This window comes from Planctomycetota bacterium (assembly GCA_018242585.1).
Taxonomy (GTDB): domain Bacteria; phylum Planctomycetota; class Planctomycetia; order Pirellulales; family PNKZ01; genus JAFEBQ01.
Genome location: JAFEBQ010000033.1, coordinates 23,815 through 43,897, shown reverse-complemented (window position 1 = coordinate 43,897; position 20,083 = coordinate 23,815). Strand labels below are relative to the sequence as shown.

Annotated in this window: 16 protein-coding genes; 7 read left to right on the top strand and 9 right to left on the bottom strand. The window is 62.5% G+C overall.

The window, feature by feature from the left end; genetic code table 11:
- Positions 1-254 precede the first annotated feature (254 nt).
- Complete coding sequence (locus tag JSS27_16510; GenBank protein MBS0210548.1) at positions 255-2,105, top strand: 50S ribosome-binding GTPase; 1,851 nt, start codon at positions 255-257, stop codon at positions 2,103-2,105.
- Positions 2,106-2,165: 60 nt separating this feature from the next.
- Here JSS27_16510 and JSS27_16505 read toward each other — a convergent pair whose 3' ends face one another.
- From JSS27_16505 to JSS27_16495, 3 genes are read right to left on the bottom strand one after another with little or no spacing between them, the layout of a single operon-like run.
- Positions 2,166-3,062, bottom strand: coding sequence for an endonuclease/exonuclease/phosphatase family protein (locus JSS27_16505; GenBank protein MBS0210547.1), 897 nt, complete (start codon positions 3,060-3,062; stop codon positions 2,166-2,168).
- On the bottom strand, positions 3,059-4,246 hold the full coding sequence (locus JSS27_16500) for a glycosyltransferase family 9 protein (GenBank protein MBS0210546.1): 1,188 nt from the start codon (positions 4,244-4,246) through the stop codon (positions 3,059-3,061). Before JSS27_16500 ends, JSS27_16505 begins: the two co-directional genes overlap by 4 nt.
- Positions 4,228-4,707 carry an adenylyltransferase/cytidyltransferase family protein gene (locus JSS27_16495; GenBank protein MBS0210545.1) on the bottom strand — a complete coding sequence of 160 codons (480 nt, stop codon included), beginning with the start codon at positions 4,705-4,707 and terminating at the stop codon, positions 4,228-4,230. The genes JSS27_16500 and JSS27_16495 overlap by 19 nt, the downstream gene beginning before the upstream one ends.
- Before the next feature lie 393 nt (positions 4,708-5,100).
- Here JSS27_16495 and JSS27_16490 point away from each other — a divergent pair, with 393 nt between their 5' ends.
- The 3 genes from JSS27_16490 (at position 5,101) to JSS27_16480 (ending at position 6,547) form a co-directional block, all read left to right on the top strand.
- Positions 5,101-5,394, top strand: a complete 294-nt coding sequence (locus JSS27_16490) for a hypothetical protein (GenBank protein ID MBS0210544.1) — start codon at positions 5,101-5,103, stop codon at positions 5,392-5,394.
- A 281-nt stretch (positions 5,395-5,675) separates the two neighbouring features.
- The gene (locus JSS27_16485; protein ID MBS0210543.1) at positions 5,676-6,080 is read left to right on the top strand and encodes a hypothetical protein; all 405 of its coding nucleotides are present in this window, start codon (positions 5,676-5,678) and stop codon (positions 6,078-6,080) included.
- 194 nt (positions 6,081-6,274) lie between these two features.
- Positions 6,275-6,547: a hypothetical protein gene (locus JSS27_16480; protein MBS0210542.1), complete on the top strand. Its 273-nt coding sequence runs from the start codon at positions 6,275-6,277 to the stop codon at positions 6,545-6,547.
- Positions 6,548-6,632: 85 nt separating this feature from the next.
- Here JSS27_16480 and JSS27_16475 read toward each other — a convergent pair whose 3' ends face one another.
- The 6 genes from JSS27_16475 to JSS27_16450 form a co-directional block, all read right to left on the bottom strand.
- Positions 6,633-7,736 (bottom strand): DegT/DnrJ/EryC1/StrS family aminotransferase, encoded by a 1,104-nt coding sequence (locus JSS27_16475; protein ID MBS0210541.1) that lies wholly within the window; start codon positions 7,734-7,736, stop codon positions 6,633-6,635.
- A 23-nt stretch (positions 7,737-7,759) separates the two neighbouring features.
- Positions 7,760-8,752 carry an NAD-dependent epimerase/dehydratase family protein gene (locus JSS27_16470; GenBank protein ID MBS0210540.1) on the bottom strand — a complete coding sequence of 331 codons (993 nt, stop codon included), beginning with the start codon at positions 8,750-8,752 and terminating at the stop codon, positions 7,760-7,762.
- Positions 8,749-9,759 (bottom strand): glycosyltransferase, encoded by a 1,011-nt coding sequence (locus JSS27_16465; GenBank protein ID MBS0210539.1) that lies wholly within the window; start codon positions 9,757-9,759, stop codon positions 8,749-8,751. The genes JSS27_16470 and JSS27_16465 overlap by 4 nt, the downstream gene beginning before the upstream one ends.
- A gap of 51 nt (positions 9,760-9,810) precedes the next feature.
- Positions 9,811-11,508 carry a glycosyltransferase family 39 protein gene (locus tag JSS27_16460; protein ID MBS0210538.1) on the bottom strand — a complete coding sequence of 566 codons (1,698 nt, stop codon included), beginning with the start codon at positions 11,506-11,508 and terminating at the stop codon, positions 9,811-9,813.
- Between the two features lie 302 nt (positions 11,509-11,810).
- Positions 11,811-12,779, bottom strand: a complete 969-nt coding sequence (locus tag JSS27_16455; protein ID MBS0210537.1) for a ChbG/HpnK family deacetylase — start codon at positions 12,777-12,779, stop codon at positions 11,811-11,813.
- An 18-nt stretch (positions 12,780-12,797) separates the two neighbouring features.
- The gene (locus tag JSS27_16450; protein ID MBS0210536.1) at positions 12,798-13,649 is read right to left on the bottom strand and encodes a glycosyltransferase; all 852 of its coding nucleotides are present in this window, start codon (positions 13,647-13,649) and stop codon (positions 12,798-12,800) included.
- A gap of 389 nt (positions 13,650-14,038) precedes the next feature.
- Between JSS27_16450 and hflX the strand changes: the two genes are divergently transcribed.
- The 3 genes from hflX (at position 14,039) to JSS27_16435 (ending at position 20,041) form a co-directional block, all read left to right on the top strand.
- Complete coding sequence (gene hflX, locus JSS27_16445) at positions 14,039-15,373, top strand: GTPase HflX (protein ID MBS0210535.1); 1,335 nt, start codon at positions 14,039-14,041, stop codon at positions 15,371-15,373.
- A gap of 198 nt (positions 15,374-15,571) precedes the next feature.
- Positions 15,572-16,144, top strand: coding sequence for a hypothetical protein (locus JSS27_16440; protein MBS0210534.1), 573 nt, complete (start codon positions 15,572-15,574; stop codon positions 16,142-16,144).
- A gap of 399 nt (positions 16,145-16,543) precedes the next feature.
- Positions 16,544-20,041, top strand: coding sequence for a BamA/TamA family outer membrane protein (locus JSS27_16435; protein ID MBS0210533.1), 3,498 nt, complete (start codon positions 16,544-16,546; stop codon positions 20,039-20,041).
- The last annotated feature ends 42 nt before the right edge of the window (positions 20,042-20,083 follow it).

Below are 20,083 nucleotides of genomic sequence, written 5' to 3'. Positions count from 1 at the left end.
TTGAGCGCGGTAAAGCGTGGTGATATCAATGCGCGGCGCATCGAGGAATCAAGCAGACTCGCCGCCGGGCGGGTGAAAGCTGAATTATATGCACTGCGGGGACGTGCTGCGCGCCATTTTTGATGTCAAATTGGCCGACGCTCCGCCACGAGCGCGGTCGAATCATGCCGCCCTCCTCGTTATACTAGCCCCATCAAACCGCGCCGCATCTTCGCGCGCCGAATCCACTGGGCAAGCATCGTTCCGCGGGCGACATGAGCATCGACTTCCAGACCTGGGCCGCGAAGCTCCAGCGGCTTCATGGCCTGCTCCGATCGCTCGCCCCGGCGGGGAATGCACGTGGCATCGCCGGCCCCGCTGGTCAGGAATGGTTCGAGCTGCTCGAACGCAAGCTGCTGCCCCAGGCGACCGCCCAGCCGTGGTTGGTCGTGGCAGCCGTCGGCGGCACGAACATCGGCAAGAGCCTGATCTTTAACCTGCTGGCGGGCGAGAACGCCAGCGCCGTCAGCCCCCTGGCCGCCGGCACGAGGCACCCGGTTTGTTTGACGCCTCCTGGGTTTGACGACGAACTGACGCTCGGCCAGGTCTTCACCGACTTTACGCTCCGGCGGTGGCAATCGGCCGACGACTCGCTGGGAACCGAGGACGCCAACTTGCTTTTCTGGCGCGCTGGCCGGAACGTGCCCCCCCGGCTGTTGCTGCTCGACACGCCCGACGTCGACTCCGACGCACCGGTCAATTGGCAACGCGCCGATGCCATTCGCCAGTCGGCCGATGTGCTGCTGGCCGTGTTGACTCAGCAAAAGTACAACGACGCCGCTGTCAAACAGTTCTTCCGCCGCGCCGCGGCCGCCGACAAGCCGGTGATCGTGATCTTCAACCAGTGCGATGTCCCCGACGACGCCCCGTATTGGCCCCTGTGGCTCGAAACCTTCTGCCGCGAGACGGGCGTTACGCCCGAGTTGGTGTACGTTGTGCCCCACGATCGGGCCGCGGCCAATGAGCTGCGGCTGCCGTTTTATGACGTTGGCCGTGATGGCCGTCAGCCAGTTGGGACGCCAGGGGATTTGCGTCATGAACTGGCGGCACTTCATTTCGACGCGATCAAGATTCGGACGTTTCGCGGCGCGCTGACCCGCGTGCTCGATCGCGAGCAAGGCTGCCGGCGTTGGCTCGACGAGTTCCGCCATACGGCCGCGGCATTTGACACAGCGCGTCGAGAATTGTCGTTGCGCGAATTGGCGAGGCTCGACTGGCCCACCGTACCGACGTCGCTGTTGGTCGATGAGATTGTCGCCTGGTGGGATGCGCAACGCGCCGGCTGGCTGCGCTCGGTCCACGGGGCGTATCGTACGATGGGCAATTGGCTGGTCTGGCCGGCGCAAGCTGCCTGGCGACAAATCGCCGGCGAGGCCCGCGATCCGATTGCCGAGTTTCATCAGGACGAGCGATTGGCCGTAGTCGAGACCGTGGAAGCAGTGATCGCGCAGCTTGAGCGGCTGGCAAACGTCGGCAATGACATCTTGCGCCCAAGGTTGCAAGCATTACTGGCCGGTCATTCGCGGGTGGCATTGATCGAGGAACTTCGCACGGCCTACGAGCAACTCCCCGAGATCGATGATGAGTATCGCCAGTTCCTGCGTCATGAGTTAGAGACGTGGCAGCAGGAGAATCCTCGCGCGCGGAGCTGGCTCCGCTCGATCGATGTGGCCGCCGGGGTAGCCCGTCCGGCCATCACGATTTCGCTGGCTGTCGGCGGCGGGTTTCTGGCCGCCGACGTGGTCCACCAGGCCGCGGTGCAAGCCGCCGGGCACACGGCCACCCAATGGGCGGCCGACGCGGCCATTACCAGTGGCGTGACCGTGGGGGGCGAGGCGCTGGTGAGTCTGTCGGGGCAGGGGATGAAGCAAGCCTGGGGGAGGCTATTCCTCCGCCTGCAAACTCGCTTTGCCGAGCAACGCGCCCGCTGGCTGGCCCAGTGGCTCGAAGCACATTGGCTGCGCGATTTGTTCGAGGAACTGCGGGCCGGAGCCGAGCTGGTCGAGCTGCCAGCTTTTCATGAAACGAACACGTTACTTGACGAGCTGAGCGAAGTTCGCGAATGAGCGCTGCTGCTCGTGATTCGCACCGCGTCGCGCGCGATCAGCCTTGAAGCCCTGGGGCTTTTATTCCTTGGCGTCTTTCAAGATTCTCGCCGGCATCTCGCATTCGATCCAAAACATGGGGTGATCGCTAGCCGCGGTCTCTTTGACGCCAGCGCCTGCGACATTCAACCCTCGGGTGAGAATCCAATCGATCCGTCCCTGCGACCGGCCAGCAGGCAGATCGCCCAACGCGTCGACCACTCCTGGCCGCGTGAGCAATTTTTGCAGCGCCGGATCGTCGCGAGTCGTGTTCAAGTCTCCCATCAAGACCGCCGGCTCAGCCAGCGACAGGAACAAATCGCCGACAGCTTCGAGTTGAACATGCCGCTCGCGGTCGTCGCTGCGCGTCAGATGGGTTACGACGACGTTGAGCGTCGTGCTATGCACGTCGAGCGCCAGCCGAACAGCATTCCGATAGCCGTCGCTCCACGGACTTGGCAGCGGGATACGTTGCCAATCGCGCACCGGCAGCTTGGACAGAACGCCGTTGCCGAACCGATAGTGCCAATAACGCTCTTCTGCTGGTGCGAATAGCCACGCCAGTGAAAGCTGCCGACCTAGCAACTCAGACTGATCTTCCGACTGCCACAGCCAAGGACCGCGCACTTCGTTCAAACCAACGAAATCCTGATCGGCCAAAACCGCAGCCGTCAGGTTCAAGTCGACCGGAGCGTTTGGCCCGCGACCGCCGTGAATGTTGAATGTCGTCAGGCGGAAAACACTCTTCTCGGCCGGCACGGCGACGACTGCGGACGCCCCGCTGAACTCATGCCCCGCCGCGGGTCCGCACGGCATTCGCAGCGACGCGGCCCACCAGGTCGACAAGGCGGCGGCTACTACGAGCCCGACCAGCCAAACGCGCCGCTGTTGTCGGCCGCCTTGGGTTAGCGACTCAGCCTGTGGCGTGTCGGCATTCATGCCGACTTCCTGAATGGCGTTCGGGCATTGAGAGCGCTCGCACCGCGCCAACACGCGACGCCGGCGGGCAAGTCATCAGCCTGCGATACTTCATCGGCAACTGGCGCGGCCTGCATTCGCTCAACCACCGCATCGACCACCTCGCGGACTTCGATCAAGTCCATGCACGGCGGCGGATTTTGGCCCAGTCGGCATTGCTTGGCCAGACACGGCGCACAGTCCAGCCGCTTGCGAATCACCGTGGCGTTCGAGGCATAGGGACCGGTTCGCGCCGGCGCGGTCGCGCCCAGCAAGGCGACAATCGGCACGCCGACCGCCGCGGCGATGTGCATCGGTCCGGTGTCGCCGGTGACGACGACGCTGGCCCGGGCGAAAAGCTCGGCCGAGCCCAACAGACTGAACTGGCCGTCGGCCCGCAGGACGGGCACGCTGGCATCGCGCTCGATCTGATCGCAAAGCGCTCGGGATGGCGCACCGCCGACCAACGCCACGCGAACATTCGGCAGTTTTGCCAGTTGTTGGACCAGCGCTACGAACTTCGCCGCCGGCCAAAGATTCGCGGCACGCCGGCAATGGGGATTGATCGCCACCAGTTGCTCGCGCGCCAAGTCAACACCGGAGGCGGCCAGCCAACGCTCGACAGCCACTACATCTTCAGCCGCCGGCCAAAGCGGAAACAAGCGCGGCCCAGGAGTATGCAACGTGGGCTGAGCGAAGTCGAGATACGGGCGTACCAGTGGCGCCAGTTCGCACGTCGCGCCAAGTGGTGCGATCAGCTCAAGCGCACGCTCGACAGCGTGACAATCGAGCGTGCGATGGGAAACCGTCTCGGTGTAGAACCAAGGAGCGCCTTCACGCGCCTGGGCGGCGCCCAGCCGCCGTGGAGCGCCGCTGAGCCAGGTGATCAGTCCGCTGCGGAACAAGCCTTGCAAATCGATGGCAAGATCCCAACTTCCACAGCGCAGGCGGCGGACAAAGTCGAGCAGGCCGCCACGCTGGCCGCGATCCCAGACGATTGTTTCGTCGAGCCAGCTCTGGCCGCGCAGCAAGCCGGCATGCGACCGTTCGACCGCCCAACCAATATGCGCGTGGGGAAAGCGCTGGCGCAGCGCCTGGCCGGCCGGCAGCGCGTGAAGCACGTCGCCGAGCGAGCTGAGTTTGACGATCAGGATCCGGTCGGGCATTGCGACTGTTGCACCTTGCGCGCGATTTCGATCGCCAGCGTGCTCGACGAATGGCCGGGCAGCAAATCGAGAGACAGCACGCGGCCACCGTACGATTGCACGAACTCGGCCCCAACGATCCGATCGACCGACCAATCGCCTCCCTTGACCAACACGTCAGGACGAACTTGCTCGATCAATTCGAGCGGGGTCGGCGCGTCGAACACCAACACCTCGTCCACCGATTTCAGGGCCAGCAGCATCCACCGGCGGTCATCTTCACAAATGAACGGCTTGTGCGGGCCTTTGAGCCGCTGCACCGAGGCGTCGCTGTTGATTCCGACAATCAGGCGATCTCCGAGCGCCCGACAGCGATCCAACAAGTCGACGTGGCCCGGATGGAGCAAATCGAAACAGCCGTTGGTAAAGACAGTGACAGGCATGCGGAACCGCCAAAGTTCGGTGAATGGGCCGGCTATCATAGTCCGACGAGCGAAAAACGCCCAAGGGAGATTGGGAGGGGCTAGGGGCTAGGGGCTAGGGGCTAGGGGCTAGGGAATACTTGTGATGATTTGTCAGAGTTTCATGTGGTTCGTGATTTTTCGTCTTTACGAGTGCCCTCAAATCTCCTCAGTATCTGCTTGAAGGTTTGATGTAACTTATGTCTGCACCATAGATTCCGCGATGCATCAAGCCCTAGCCTCTCGCCCCTAGTCCCTAGCCCCTCCTCGCCCCCGCCCCTGTTGCTGGCTTGCTGTCTATGGCAAGATAGGAACCAATCAAAAGCTGCCCTATGGCAAAGCAGTCGTCACGCCGTTGGTGGACGCTGCCCGGCAGCTCGGGCAACAACCTGATCTCCAGAATTGAGGTTTCCAATGCGCAAGTTTTTGGTTCCGGCAATGTTGATGGCCGCTTTGGGCATGGTCGGCTGCAAGGACGCCGCCAAGAAGCCGGAAGACGCTGCCAAGCAAATGCAACAGGCCGCCGACAAGGTGAAGGCCGCGACTGACGAGGCTGCGGACAAAGCCAAGGCCGCAGCTGACAAGGCCGCCGCCGAAACCAAGGCCGCCGCTGACAAGGCTGTCGAAGCTGCCAAGTCGATCGTGCCGCCGGCAGCGCCGGCCGCCCCCGCGGCTCCGGCAGCGCCCGCCGCGCCGGCTCCCAAGTAGGCCGACCGATTCGACAACCAGTGCCGGTCACGAAGCCCAGGGGTTCGCGCCCTTGGGCTTTTTTTGTGCCCTGAAACCGGCGGAACAACCGGCACAATCATTACGTGCTGGCCTTGGGCGTTTTTTCTCCAGTCGCGACGAGCGAGCATGACCTAGGTTTGCACAGTCATTGCGCTCGTAGCGCGCAGGTGCCCAAACATGGGACCGCCACCCGACGTGCAACGACCTGCGCCGCGCGCGCCGACCCACCGCCAACTTTCCGACGCTTGAAAGGTGTTGCCATGTCACTGTTTCAAAAGACCGCCTGTTCGCTGGTGATCCTGGCCGGCAGCGCCGCCACGACTTGCGCCGCGCAGCCTAATCCCCACCCGACCACGCCAGTTTCGCCGTACGCGGTCCAAGAGCCGCACATCTATCACCAGCCGACTGGTCACTTGAAGCCCTGGCAAATGCCGATTGTGCCGAACCCGGGCGTGTATCCGTTCGCCTATGGCGCGTACGGCGGCTATGGCGTGAGCTATCAACCGTACTACTCGCGGCACGGCGATTTGATGCGCTACCCGAACACCGGCCTGGGGACGTATGGCCCGTACACGGCATTGCGGCCCATGTGGGCTGGCCTGTACCACCCGGGCCATGCCGCGCCGATTCAAGGCGTGGCCAGCGGTTGCAACTGCGGCCACTAAGTCGCAGGCAACATCCTTGCTAGCAGATTTGCGCGACGGATCGCGCCGCCGTAAGTGATTGCGGCGGCGTGCCATTCGGCGCGTCGCGAAAACTGCCTGGACACGCCCCCAGGGGGCCAGTAATCTGCCGCTCCGCGCCAATCGAGCGCGAGCACAAAACAAAGCTGTCCACTCACCGGCAAGGAGGCCGGACCATGAACATCAATTTCTTTGCCTGGATTCGTGAAGGAGTCCGCCAAGCCGTGCTGCATGGCGTGAACGACGCCGTCGGGCACATGGGGCACTCGACCCACGACCCCGAAATGTCGCAGCGCGTACTGCAAGCCATTCAACAAACCCAGGCCATTCCGGCCACGGCGACCGCGACAGTCGCCACCGGCGGCGCCAGCGCCAACCGTCGCCGCAAGTTGGGACGCTCGCTCGACCAGATTGTGAACGACCGGAACGAGAATCAATCGAAGCGCTAGCTCACGCTTGCTACGACTTGGCTTGAATATGAATCAACGGCAGGCGGCGTGGAACATCGGTTCTCGCCACCTGCCGTTTTTTTCATTATGCCGCGAGACGTGACACGGCCGGGCCGACGACAGCGGCGGCCACGCGCGCCGCCGACAGGAGCGGCAATTCCGGATAGCACGGCAGCGAAAGAATCCGCCCCGCCGCTTGCTCAGTCACCGGCAGCGAACCTGGCCCATAGCTCAGGAACTGATAACCCCGCATCAGGTGAATGGGCGTGGGATAGTGAATGCCATGGCCAATCTGCTGGGCGTCGAGTTGTGCAATCAATGCCGAGCGCCGCGGCGAGTTGATGACATATAGGTGGTAGCTGTGGCTGGCCCCGCGGGTCGTGCGCGGGCGGTCGATCTGGCCGGCGAACTCGACTTCGTACTGGGCCGCGATCGAACGACGCAGCAGCAAGTGATCGTCCAGGTGGCGCAGCTTGACGTCGAGCACCGCCGCCTGCAGTTCGTCGAGTCGGCTGTTGACCCCTTCGCGCTCGCTGTAATAGGTCGCCGCGCAGCCATACATGCGAATGCGCCGCATCTGCTCGGCCAACTTGGCGTCGCGCGTGAAGCACAGGCCACCGTCGCCATAAGCGCCAAGATTCTTGGTCGGATAGAACGAAAAGCAGCCGACGTCGCCAAACGTGCCCGTGTGCTGGCCATCGAGGGTCGTACCCGTCGCTTGAGCGCAATCTTCCACCACGCGCAGCCGATGCTGCCGGGCAAAATGCAGCACGGCCCGCATGTCGACGGCGTTGCCGAACAAATGCACTGGCACGATCGCCCGGGTGTGCGCGGTGATCCGGCTGGCGGCATCGTGCAGATCGATCAGCAGCGTCTGCGGATCAACGTCACAGAACACGGGCGTGGCACCCGCCATGCGAATAGCGCTGACCGTCGGGATGGCCGTGTTCGAGACGGTCAGAACCTCATCCCCTGAGCCGATGTCCAACGTCCGCAGGGCAATGGCGATGGCGTCGGTGCCGTTGGCCACGCCGACCGCTTCGCCCGGCGCGCCCAGGTACGCGGCGAAGTTCTTTTCAAACTGCTTCACGCGCGGGCCAAGGATCAGGCTGCCCGAGTCGAGCACCGCGGTCATGGCCGCGAGAATCTCCTCGCGCATGCCCGCCAACTGCTCGCGGTAATCGAACATACGAATGGCGCTCGACGGAGTGCTCATAGCCAGTATTCTTCCTTGTGCTGGCGATAGAAGTCGAGCGAACGCTCGATGCCCGCTTCGAGATCAACGCGCGGCTGCCATCCGGTCGCCGCCGCAAAACGCGAGTAATCGCCGTAGTAGTCACCGATGTCGATGATCTTCTTGTCGTCGGGGAACGGCACCGAGGTGACCGGGAACTGGCAGTGCCGCTGCAAAATGTTCACAAAGTCGACCAGCGAGTAATGCCGCGGCGCTCCCAGATTGAAAACACGTCCCAGGCAGGCTTCGGTGTCGAGCCCCAGCAACATGGCGTCGATTACGTCGTCGACGTAGTTAAAGTCGCGCACCTGCTGCCCGCCGCCAAACAACTGAATCGCCTCGCCGCGCAGGGCCTGGCGAATGAAAATACCGCAAAACCCCTGGCGATTGCTGCGAATCTGCTGGCGCGGCCCATAGGTGTTGGTCAATCGCAGCACCACCGACCGCACGCCGTAGGTGACATGATACAATAGGTGGTAATACTCGGCGGCCAGCTTGTTGATGCCGTTAACGTCCAGCGGCACCGTGGGGTGATCTTCGTTGACGGGCAGGCACTGCGGCCGGCCATAGACCTGCCGCGTCGAAGTATACAGCAGCCGCGCGCTGGGATTGTGCTTGCGACACGACTCGACCAGGTTCATCGTCGAGACGCAATTCACCTCGAGATCGAGCTGCGGATCGCGCATGCTGTCGCCGTGGCTCACCTGGCCGGCCAAATGAAAGATGTCGTCCTTGCCGGCCACCAACACGTCGAGCGAGTGGGTGTCGCGCATATCCGAGATGTTGACGGCCACGCGATCGCGGACGGGCTCGATGTTGGCCCACGAGCCGCCAAATTGTGGAATCAGCGAATCGAGCAGCGTCACCTGTGCGCCGGCTTCGACCAGGCGAATCGCCAGGTTGCTGCCAATGAAGCCCAGGCCGCCGGTCACGAGCACCTGGCGGTCGGCATAGCGGCTGGCCGAGTTCACGTTCGCGCTCGCGGTTTGAGTTCGCAGTTCACACGTTCACGGACGACAAACTGGGGCTGGCCATTGTCCTTGAGGAAGAGTCGCCCCAGGTATTCGCCAATCGTCCCCAGCGCGAATAATTGTACGCCGCTGGTGATCAGAATCGAGACCATCAACGACGCCCAGCCCGAGGGCATTTGAGGGTCGATAAAGCGATCAATGACCGCGTAGATCGCAATCAGTAAACCAATGATTGCAAACAAGAAGCCCAAGCATGACGCCAAACGCAGCGGCAGGATCGAAAAGTTGGTGAACATATTCAGCCACAGACTGACCAGCTTGGTCATCGTGTAGCCACTCTTGCCGACTTGCCGCGAATCGTGCTCGACCGTCACGCGCGACCAACTGTTGGTGCAGCGCAGAATCAAACCGTCGACGTACGGATAGGGCCCCTGGTACTTGATGATCTCGTCGATCAGGAAGCGATTCACCGCCTTGAACGACGAGAGGTACAGATCCTTGGGCTTGCGCAGCAAGATGCTGGCCACTTGATTGTTGAACCAGCTTCCCAAATTGCGCAACGGGTGATGTCGCTTGCTTTCATATTGTGCGAAGACGACGTCGTAGCCGCGGCGAATCTCATCGACCAGCTTAATGACTTCGCTGGGCGGATTCTGAAAATCGTCGTCCATGATCACGGCGTAGTCGCCCCAGCAGTGATTCAGGCCCGCCATCACGGCGTTGTGTTCGCTGAAATTGCGCGACAGGTTGACGAACTTAACTTGCGGCAAGGTCATCGACAGTCGCCGGCAGACGTCGGCCGATTGATCGGGGCTGGCGTCGTTGACCAGCACGATTTCCAGTTGATACGCCTGGTCCAAATGCTCGATCAGCTTGTGAACCAACGGTTCAACGGTCAGCGCACCACGATAGACCGGAATCACGATTGACAATCGCGACGGGCTGGCGTTCGGCGCGCGAGCGGTGGTCGCGTCGTCAGGCACCGTGGTAAAGGTCGTGGCCGTCATGGCTGGCTAACTGTGATTTTTGTCTAATCGCTAGGACAATGCTCGACTGAACTATTTCGGCACAGTTGCTTCGGTTGCGGCGCTGGCGGTTCGCGCGTCGGGCAGCCGTCGGCCGATGATCACCACGTCCTTCGGTTGCTTCGCAAGGTGCCGATCGCAGTTTATTTCGCAGACCGGCTCCCAGGCGAAACCAAAATCCAGCTTGACCGCAAGCTCCGGCCGATCGAAGCAGAAGTATTCAAACCTCTCGCGGGCCGCGTCAGTGATTTCCACGCGCTCGACCGGCCGACGCAAATGGTAGCGGAACAAGTGATGCACGCCGCCAATACTCACCAGCCGGGTATTCGGCGGCAAATGGTCGCGGAACTCGACGATCGATGCCTCGGCGTCGTTGGTCACCGAGCGGTAGAAATTCACCAAGAGCAGGTTGTAGCCCATGCCAAACAACAGCGCGACCGCGACGACCATCGAGCCGACGCTCGTCATCGTCGAGCGGTTGCCCGCTTGCCAGACCAGCGCGCCGCAGCCAAGCGCCAAGAGCGCGAAGGCCACGCCGAAATACCAGGGAGTAGTCAGCGAGAGATCCATCGGCAACAACGAGACGATGAGGGTCACCACGCCCACTAGGGCCGACGTGACGCCGAGCGTGCGTGCCGTCACCCGCCAGGGGCGCAAGTCGCCCGTCCGTTGATCGCGGGCGAATAGTTGATCGACCACTAGTCCCACCAACACCGCCATGCAAGGCATTAGCGGCATGAAGTAGCGCGGACGCGCGGCCTGCGCAAGCCACACGCTGGGGAATGTGATCAAGAACGAGCAAACCAAGAACTGAATCGCAGGTTTCACCTGGATAGGCAATTCACGACGAAATCGCGGCTGGGCAAACCACAGCAGCAGCGCCGACCAGGGCAACATCGAGCCAAAGACTTCGAATGGATACGCCGTCATATGCCCGAGCAGCGGCCCCCACTCGGTGATCGTCGTCTTCTTGAGAATTTCGCGCGTCCAGGTCAGATACGTCACGTCCCAGCCGAGCATCAGCAGGTAAGGAACTTGCCAGACGCTGAGCGTGGCGGCGAACGCCAACAGTCCGATCGCGTGCGCCCGCGAGAAGAAGAATCGCCAATCACGGCGAATGAACAGCAGATAGAAACCAGTGCAGGCCAGGAAATAAACCGGCCCTTGGATCCCCTTGGCCAAGGTGGCCAGCCCGGTCAGCGCGTAGCCGACGCTCCACGTCACGCTCGGTCGCCAACCGACGCGGTAGCCGCACTCCCAGCAGAGAATCGCCGAGCCGAGCGTGACCGTCATCAGCGAGTCATTCTCGGCCAGCCGGCCAATCTGCAGCACCTGCCCCATGGTGAGCCAGGCCATGCCGGCGGTCAGCGCGCCCAGTCGCGATTGCCACGTCCGCGCGCAGCCATAGACCACCAAGGCCATGATCAGCGTCGATAAGACCGACGGCAGTCGAACGGCGAATTGTCGATCGTCGCCCAACGCCAGAATGCCCCAACCGATGACCCAGTTGCACAGCGGCGGGCGTTCGAGGAACAGTTGCCCCTCGTCGCGGATTTCAAACCAGTTGCCGCTGTTGAGCATCTCGTGCGTGATCGTGATGCGGCGCGACTCCTCGCCGCGAATGCTTAGCGCGTCGAGCCGATAGACGTAAACCGCCAGCGTCAGGGCCACCAGCAGCAACGGCCCCCACGCCTCGGAATCACGATTGAAAAACTTACGAATGCGATCCATCGCCGGCGCGCCATCCTTGGCATCGACGGCGCGAACTGCGCCGTCCTGGGAATACCACAGCGGGTGTCTTATACACCGCGAAAAAAAACCAGACTAGCCGACTCGCTGTCGCCCGCCAGGCAATCATGCTAGCTGCTATCGAGCTGCCAATGCGAATTCCTGCTGTAGGGTGCACTCTGTGCACCTTATTTGTGCGCCGCAGGCCATTTGGCAATGCGCCAAGCGAATATGCTTGCATCGCGAAGATAAGGTGCACGGAGTGCACCCTACACGAAACGGCACGACAAACCTGGAAATGACGGCTACGCGGCTTTGGCCGACGAGCGCAGCCGGCCGAGCGCGAGTTGCTGGCGCGCCAGGTAATCGGCCACTCTCACCGAGCAGAGCAGTTGCTGCTCGCGTGGGCGATCGTCGGCCAAGGCGTCGTGCCAGGGATGGTCGGCAGGCTCGGCCGACGAAGCAGCCGCGCCGGGGTGAATGCCAATCTCGATCAATTGTTCGCGCGCCGGTTCATCAAGCCAGGTCTGCAACACTGGCAGCGTGATCTGCCCGGCGTGTGCCGTGCCGAAGTAGCTGTCGGCGTGCCGCCAGCCTTGCCGCCGCACACGCTTGGCAAATCCTCGGGCATAGTGCCGCTTGACCTGGGCCAAGAGCCAGGCCGGCAAGCCGCGCGAGCAGAGAATCGCCGCCAAGGCGCGGCGTTCGAGTGGCAGACGTACGATCGAGATTCCAAATCGTTCGAGGACGCCTGGCAGCGCGTCACTCACGGCCGGAATCAGTTCGATGTATTGATGCCCGTTGACGTGCGAGGGCTGAATGCCCAGGCCAACCACGGTTTCGATTTGCGCGGTCAGCTCGGCGCTGATCGGCCGGCGATACCGGTCGCCCGTCCCCCACAGCCGCAGGAACAACGCGCCAATCCCGGGGAAGCAACCTTGTTCGTCGAGCAACTCGGCCGGAAACTTGGCCCCGGTCACCGGCTTTCCCTGGGTCAGGTTCAAATGAACGCCGATGTCAAACGGTTCGCGAGTGTCGCTCAGCGTGGTGCGCATCTCGCCAGCCACGCCGGCGCTCGGCATGCCGCTGTCGGCCAATGCTCGCAGCTTGGGCACGTTCAGCGCTGCCGTCGGGCCGTTGGCCAGGATCGACGCGCTGGTCAGCAGGCCGTGGCGAAATGAATCGAGAATCCCCTGGTCAACCGCGCCATTCAGCCCAAAATCGTCGGCATGAAACACGAGCCGAGCGCGAACATCCTTGGTGGCCGATTTCATGATGCGTTGAGTCTCGGGCTAGGCCGACCGACGCTGCCGCGTCTCGGCCGGCACGGTAACCGCGGGCTTTTCGATCGTGCTCTGGCGGTGAATCGCCGGGCGGCACAAGTGGCGGCCCCAAACCTTCACGGCGTCCAGGAGCATGGGAATCGAATGCCGCGTCAATGACAGCGTGGTAGAATACTCGTTGACCAGCGTGACCGGAATCCGCTTGAACGGAATCCGCAGGTGTTGCGTCAGGAAGACCACTTCGACGTCAAAGGCGAAACCATTCACGCTCGCCAGGCTGAAAATGTCGTAGGCCGCGGCCCGGCTGAACAGCTTCAAGCCGCACTGCGTGTCGGTCACCTCACGCGAGATCAGCGTGGCGACGATCTTGCTGAAGACGGTCGTGGCGATGCGGCGAGTCAGCTTGCGTGGCGCCAACTGGGCCGCGCCGTTCAAGTCGCGAGCACCAAAAACCACCTCGCACTCTTCACGATCCAGGATGCGATAGGCGGTGATCAGGTTATTCAAGTCATAGGGCAAATCGGCGTCGGTAAAGCCGACGATCCGCCCGGTGGCGGCCAGCAATCCCTGGCGCACCGCGGCTCCTTTGCCTTGATTCTCGGGCAATCGTAGTGTCGAACAGCGTGGGCCGAAATCGTCCGACACGTGAGCCGTGCCGTCCGAACTGCCGTCGTCGACCACGACGACGCGATAGTCGATCCCTTGCCGATCGAGGAACCCGGTCAGCGTTTCGAGCGTCGGGCGTAGACGCTGCTCTTCGTTGTAGGCGGGGATAATCAACGTCAGCTCATGGTCGGTGGGCCGGCGCAGCCGCACGACGTGCGGAGCAAGTTGCGGCTGCGCGGAGCGATCGGTAGACATCGGCACCATCCCTGGTCTTCGACGCGGCAAAATCCATTCGTCCACGGTGTCCTAACGGCCCCCGTGGCGCAATTGCGGGGCGGTATTCTAGTTGATTGCCGGGGTGTGTAAATGCGGGTTCGGTATCGCCGTGCCGCTAGCGTTTACGGTTTCGACAGCGTGAATTGCTCGAACCTTTCCCTCAATTGGCAGTCTTCAGGGAACGCGGCGCAGCGTCCGAAACGCTCATGTGCCATCGCCCAGGCTTCGAGATACGCCGCAAATTGCCACGTATCTCCGATTTGCCAGGCAAGCTATACTTCAAATAGAGACCCCAACAGGGTGTTTGCGCCCCCAACGGTTCAGTGGATCGGAACCGGTGCGGCGCTGGCCACGGAGAAAACCATCACGTGATTGATCCCAGTCGAGCCAAAGGCATTGTCAGCGAAGCGGCGGTACTGGTCGGTGTGTCCCTCGACGGCCAACCGATCGAAGCGGAACCCCTCGAAGAGTTGGCCGGGCTGGCCGAAAGCGCCGGGGCCAAGATTGTGGGGCGGCTCACTCAGCGACGCGAAGCTCCCGACGCCACCACGTACTTGGGGCGCGGCAAGGCCGAAGAACTTCGCGATCTGTGCGATCAAACCGAAGCCGACGTGGTGATTTTCGATAACGACTTGAACCCGGCCCAGGGTCGCAACCTGGAAAAGCTGGTCAAGTGCCGAGTCATCGACCGGACGCAATTGATTCTCGACATCTTCGCTTCCCGGGCGCGGACCTACGAAGCGTGTCTGGCGGTCGAATTGGCGCAATTGCAGTACGCGCTGCCGCGGTTGAAGCGGATGTGGACCCACTTGTCGCGTATCAAGGCCGGTATCGGCATGCGCGGCCCTGGTGAAAAGCAGCTCGAAGAAGACCGCCGGCTGGTCGAGCATCGCATCCACGAATTGAAGACCGAAATGCGCGGCGTCGAACGCCGGCGCGAGCGGCAAGTGGCCGCGCGGCACGATCACATGACCGTCTCGCTGGTCGGTTACACCAATGCCGGCAAGAGCACGTTGATGAACGTGCTAACCGACGCCGGCGTGTTGGCCAAGGACATGCTGTTCGCCACGCTTGACACGCGGACCCGCCGCTGGCAACTGCCCGGCTGGGGGCCGGTGCTGCTGAGCGACACGGTCGGGTTCATTCGCGATTTGCCGCACCATTTGATCGCCAGCTTCCGCGCCACGCTCGAGGAAACACGCCAAGCGAACCTCCTGTTGCACGTGGCCGACGCCGCCAACCCGGCCGTGTTTGAGCAGATCACCGCGGTTTATCACGTGATCGAGGAACTGGGCATTCAGGCCAAGGACACGCTGCTGGTATTGAACAAGATCGACGGCTTGACCGATCGCTCGCGGCTCGATGCCTTGATACAGCGCTATCCGCACGCGGTGCCGGTCAGTGCTCGCGGCGGCCAGGGGATGGACCAGTTGGCCCTCGCGGTGAGCGACGCCCTGAGCCGATCGTTCCTCAACGTCGAGGTCGAAGTCCCGGTCGGCGACGGCCGCACGCTGGCCTATCTAGCCGCCCACGGCGAGGTTCTTTCCAGCCGTTATGGCACGGAAAACGTCGTGATTCACTGTCGCTTGCCCGAGCAGCACGCCCACGCGGTGATGCGGTTCGGCGCGCAAGTCCGGCCGCACACCAGCGGCGTGGTGCAAACGACGCATACCATGGAATCGTTCGATCGCGCGGCCTCGTAGAACATTCCCTGGTGAAACCCTGCTACCAGCGGGAGAAGGGTTGCTTCGCGCCGCGCGATGGATCATAAGGTAAATGGCTCGCGACGCATTTACCCTCCTCCCTGCCCGTCCCTGTGAGGGAGAGGTGTTTGTCGCGATCGCTTCCATGTTAAGAATCAATCGTCGTCGATCGAATTCCTTCGCTAGAAAACTTTCCGCATGCCGCGCAAGCCCGCTCCAACCGAGTTGCCTGAGATTGCCCTGATGGGCGATTTGAACGAGCGCGAACAGGAAGTCGCCGCCCAGTTCATGGACGTCCCACCGGGCGGCGAGTGCTTGATCTACTTCGATTCACCCGGCGGCAATCCTTACGCTGGCTTGTCGTTGATGACACTCATGATGTTGCGTGGCCTGCGCGGCACGGCGGTCGTTACCGGCGAATGTTCCTCGGCGGCGCTTTGGCCGCTGGCCGCGTGCCGGCGCCGGCTGGTCACGCCATTTAGCGTGTGCCTGTTTCATCCCATGAAATGGCAAAGCGAAGAGCGCGTCGGCCTGGCCGAGGCGGCGGAATGGGCGCGCCATTTCGCGCTGCTAGAAGGGGAAATGGATCGAATCCTTGCTGAGCTATTTCGCGTTTCGCTCGAGCAAATGACCGCCTGGATGAACCCTGGTCGCTATGTCGGCGGCGCGGAAATGGCCGCGGCCGGAGTGGCGGAACTCGTCCCACTCGAAATCTTGCCCGAGCTGCGCGGTTCGTCGCCCGCCAAGGGACGGTCGCCTCGCAAGCGCTAGCAAGCTGCCGCGACTTTTTTTGCCAGCAAGTAGCTTTCGGGCTCGTAATCCGCGGCTGATCGCGACACCTTGCCCTCAAAGAGGTGGTGCGATGCGGAAATCTTGATCGGCAAAGCAACTCGACCTTGTCGCTGTAGGTCGGTTCCAGTATTACTCGCACCCTAGAACCAGCCGCCGAAGCCCAACCCTTGTCTTGCTCCGTCGGCTGGCAGGCGGTCGTCGCGCTCCTCACCACGAGCCAGCGCCGGCCGCGAAAGCCTGTTACCCTTCTCCACTTGTCTGAAACGATCGGGCTCCCTCAGCACTCCGCCGGGTTCCACGGAACCTGGCGGCCCGCCTGGCTGAGCGTTCGATTGGCGATTGTCTCTCTCTCTCGAAATGCACCACGGAACGCGCTACATGCCAGTCAGCACTCGAATGCTGAACTTCATGGCCAGCAGTGTCGTCTGCGTCGGGCTACTGCTCGCCGTCCGGCATGAAGTGCGCGCGCAAGGTGGCTATGGCACGCCGTTCCAACCGCCCGCCGGCTATGGCGGGCAGGGACAGGGCTACGGTGGCTCAGGCTACGGTATGCCAGGACAAAACCAGCCGGCGAGCGCCGTCGGTGATTTGCCCCCGACGTCGTACGCCCCGAACGAGCCGTCGCTGCGCGATCGGCAAGGGCTGGGTGGCAATTCAGCTAGCTCCCAAGCCACGGAAACACCCGATGACGGCCGCCCCAGTGTGGGACCGATCGTCCCGCCGACGTCCGATAGCGCGGTGCCACGCCGCGACGAGACGGTGGCCGACGTTCGCGTGTTCGGCAATCACGGCGTGCCGATCATCAAGATCACGCCCCACATCAAGACACGCGCCGGCCGGCCCTACGACCCACACCAGGTCAGCGACGACGTTCGCCGGTTGCTGCAAACGCGCGCGTTCGTGACCGTCGACATCAAGTACCAGCGCACGCCCGAAGGGGGCCTGATCATCATCTACCAGGTGGTCGAGCGGCCCACGCTGCGTTACGTCCGTTACGTCGGCAACAAGGTCAAGGAACGGCACCTGATCAAGCAATCGGGCCTGTCGGCCGGCGACGCGCTGGACCCGTACATGGTCACCGAAGCCCGTAAGAAAATCGAAGAGTACTACCATAACAAGGGGTACACGCGGGCGCGCGTCACGATCGTCGAAGGTGACAAGGCCGGCGACCGAGGCGCGATCTTTCTGATTAACGAAGGCGAAAAGCAGCGCATCTGGGACGTCGAGTTCGAAGGCAACCAGATCGCCACCGACGCCCGCTTGAAAACCCAAATCAAGTCCAAGAAGCCACTGCTGTGGATCTTCAAGGGAGAACTGGATCGCCAGAAGATCGACGAGGACGTTGATCGCCTGAAGACCTACTATCGCGGCCTGGGTTTCTTCAAGGCCCGCATCGGCCGCGAATTGGAATTCAACGACAAGCACAATTGGGTCACGATCCGCTACGTCATCGACGAAGGCCCGCGCTTCAAGGTCAACAATGTTTCGCTGGTCGGCAACACGAAGTTCTCGCTCGACGACTTGAACAAAGATCTGCGACTGAAGGCCGGCAATTACTTTGACCAAGGGACGATGACCGGCGACATTTTCGCCGTCAAGGACAAGTACGGCCACATCGGCTACATCTACTCCGACGTGGAACCCGAGCTGCGATTCTTGGAAGAACCAGGCACGTTGGATCTGGTCTATCACTTGGAAGAAGGCGCCCGCTACCGGATCGGAAGGATCGAGGTCCGCATCCACGGCGACAATCCGCGCACCCGCCGTCATACCGTGATGAACCGCGTCTCGGTTCGACCGGGGCAGATCGCCGACATCCGCATGCTGCGTGACAGCGAACGCCGCCTGAAAGGCTCGGGCTTGTTCATGAACAAGCCGGCCGAAGGGATCGAGCCGAAGCTCACCTGGGGCAAGCCGATGGACGACATGGGCGGTGGCGGCCCCGGCGGTCAGGATGGCAGCGCATCGAACAATGGCCCTAACGGCACCGGCGGCCCTGGTGGTCGCACCGCGCACGGCGGCCGCGGCGGCTATCGTGGACAAAGCCCGGACGATGACGAAGAAGTCTGGCGACCCGAGCCGGGTTGCACTGACAAGGTGATCAACGTGGTCGTTGACGGCGTCTGGTTCGACGAGCCAGAAACGGTGAAGGGGCCCGTGATTGTCCGCGCTCAAAGCCCGCAACAGGGGGCGTTCGACGACTTCTCGCGGCGTCCGATGGCGGCATCGACCGCGCCGGCTACGAACAATCAAGGATATCCTTCGTCGCCATACACGGCGGCCGCACCGACCGCCAACGCGGTACAGCCAGCGGCCTATAACCAGCCGTACCAGGCAGCGCCAGCTTACGCGCAAGCCCCCGCGCCGCAGCGCACCAACATTCCGCAAGGTTATCCCGCCGCGCCGACAGCGGCGCCGGCGTATCAACCGCCGACGAATCAATTGCCGGCCTACCAGCCACCGACCGCGACCCAAGCGGTTTACCAGGCTCCCATGGCCGGGCCGGCGAACCCCTATGGCAGCTCGGCGCCGACCAATGCGACGTCAACCGCGGTCTATGCGCCGGCCGGCCAGGTTCCGATGGGACGCACCGATCCGACCGCCGTGCAGAGCGCCTACAGCCCGGCCGTGCAACAAGTCCAGTATCAGCAACCGGGCTCGAACCTGGCCCCCACGCCTTACACTGGCTCGGCTCCGGTCGCGCCGCCGCCAGGTTATGACACGCCAGGACAATTGAACCCCGATGGCGCGCGGAATCCGATCTTTGGCCCGGTTGCGCCGAACCCGTACCAGGAGCAAGACCAGGAAGTTCCCGTCTTTATCGATGTGACCGAAGCTCAGACGGGCCGCGTGATGGTCGGCGCCGGCGTCAATTCGAGCTCGGGTCTGGTCGGCCAGATCACGCTCGATGAACAAAACTTTGACATCCGCCGCGTTCCAACCAGTTGGGAAGACATTCGCAGCGGCACCGCTTTCCGCGGCGCCGGCCAGCAGTTGCGCATCCAGGCCATGCCTGGCACCCAGTTGTCGTACTACACCGCGACGTTCCGCGAGCCGTACTTTCTCGACACGCTGGTCAGCTTTTCGCTCAGCGGGCAGTTCTTCAACCGGTATTTCCAATACTGGTCGGAACAGCGCGGCGGCGGCACGATGGGCCTGGGCTATCAATTCACGCCTGACTTGCAAGGACAGATGAAGCTGCGTGCCGAGAGCATTACGGTTTACAACCCGACGTCGCCGACGCCACCCGAGTTGGCCGCGGTGCTCGGGACGAGCGAACTGTATACGTTGCGTTGGGACTTGATCCACGACACCCGTGACAGTCCGTTCCTGCCGACCCAGGGGCACTATATTAACTTCGCTTACGAGCAGGCGTTTGCCCAGTTCGTCTATCCGCGGTTTACGATCGACGCGCGGCAGCACTTCCTGCTCAAGCAACGCGCCGACCGTTCGGGCCGCCAGACGTTGACGTTCATGACCAACATGGGCTTCACCGGCGACAACACACCGATGTACGAGAACTTTTTCGCCGGTGGTTACCAGACGTTGCGCGGCTTCTACTTTCGCGGCGCGTCACCGACCGACTTGGGCGTGCAGGTCGGTGGTAAGTTCATGTGGGTGAACACCGTCGAATACATGTTTCCGATCACCTCCGATGACATGATCCGCGGCGTCGCGTTCTGCGACTTTGGCACCGTCGAACCGACGACCGAGATTCGCCGCAGCGACTTCCGCGTGTCACCCGGTCTGGGCCTTCGCTTGACGATACCGGCCATGGGTCCGGCGCCAATCGCCGTCGACTTCGCCGCGCCCATCACCTATATGCAGGGCGACATGATCCAGAACGTCAGCTTCTTCGTCGGCGCGATGCGGTAGAGGGCCTGGGGCCTGACCGCGAGCCACAAGCCGTCCTCGACG

Bases quoted from the DNA above. Each gene is read 5' to 3' on its own strand.
- JSS27_16510 (MBS0210548.1), top strand. From the start codon at position 255: ATGAGCATCGACTTCCAGACCTGGGCCGCGAAGCTCCAGCGGCTTCAT.
- JSS27_16505 (MBS0210547.1), bottom strand. From the start codon at position 3,062: ATGAATGCCGACACGCCACAGGCTGAGTCGCTAACCCAAGGCGGCCGA.
- JSS27_16500 (MBS0210546.1), bottom strand. From the start codon at position 4,246: ATGCCCGACCGGATCCTGATCGTCAAACTCAGCTCGCTCGGCGACGTG.
- JSS27_16495 (MBS0210545.1), bottom strand. From the start codon at position 4,707: ATGATAGCCGGCCCATTCACCGAACTTTGGCGGTTCCGCATGCCTGTC.
- JSS27_16490 (MBS0210544.1), top strand. From the start codon at position 5,101: ATGCGCAAGTTTTTGGTTCCGGCAATGTTGATGGCCGCTTTGGGCATG.
- JSS27_16485 (MBS0210543.1), top strand. From the start codon at position 5,676: ATGTCACTGTTTCAAAAGACCGCCTGTTCGCTGGTGATCCTGGCCGGC.
- JSS27_16480 (MBS0210542.1), top strand. From the start codon at position 6,275: ATGAACATCAATTTCTTTGCCTGGATTCGTGAAGGAGTCCGCCAAGCC.
- JSS27_16475 (MBS0210541.1), bottom strand. From the start codon at position 7,736: ATGTTCGATTACCGCGAGCAGTTGGCGGGCATGCGCGAGGAGATTCTC.
- JSS27_16465 (MBS0210539.1), bottom strand. From the start codon at position 9,759: ATGACGGCCACGACCTTTACCACGGTGCCTGACGACGCGACCACCGCT.
- JSS27_16460 (MBS0210538.1), bottom strand. From the start codon at position 11,508: ATGGATCGCATTCGTAAGTTTTTCAATCGTGATTCCGAGGCGTGGGGG.
- JSS27_16455 (MBS0210537.1), bottom strand. From the start codon at position 12,779: ATGAAATCGGCCACCAAGGATGTTCGCGCTCGGCTCGTGTTTCATGCC.
- JSS27_16450 (MBS0210536.1), bottom strand. From the start codon at position 13,649: ATGTCTACCGATCGCTCCGCGCAGCCGCAACTTGCTCCGCACGTCGTG.
- JSS27_16440 (MBS0210534.1), top strand. From the start codon at position 15,572: ATGCCGCGCAAGCCCGCTCCAACCGAGTTGCCTGAGATTGCCCTGATG.
- JSS27_16435 (MBS0210533.1), top strand. From the start codon at position 16,544: ATGCCAGTCAGCACTCGAATGCTGAACTTCATGGCCAGCAGTGTCGTC.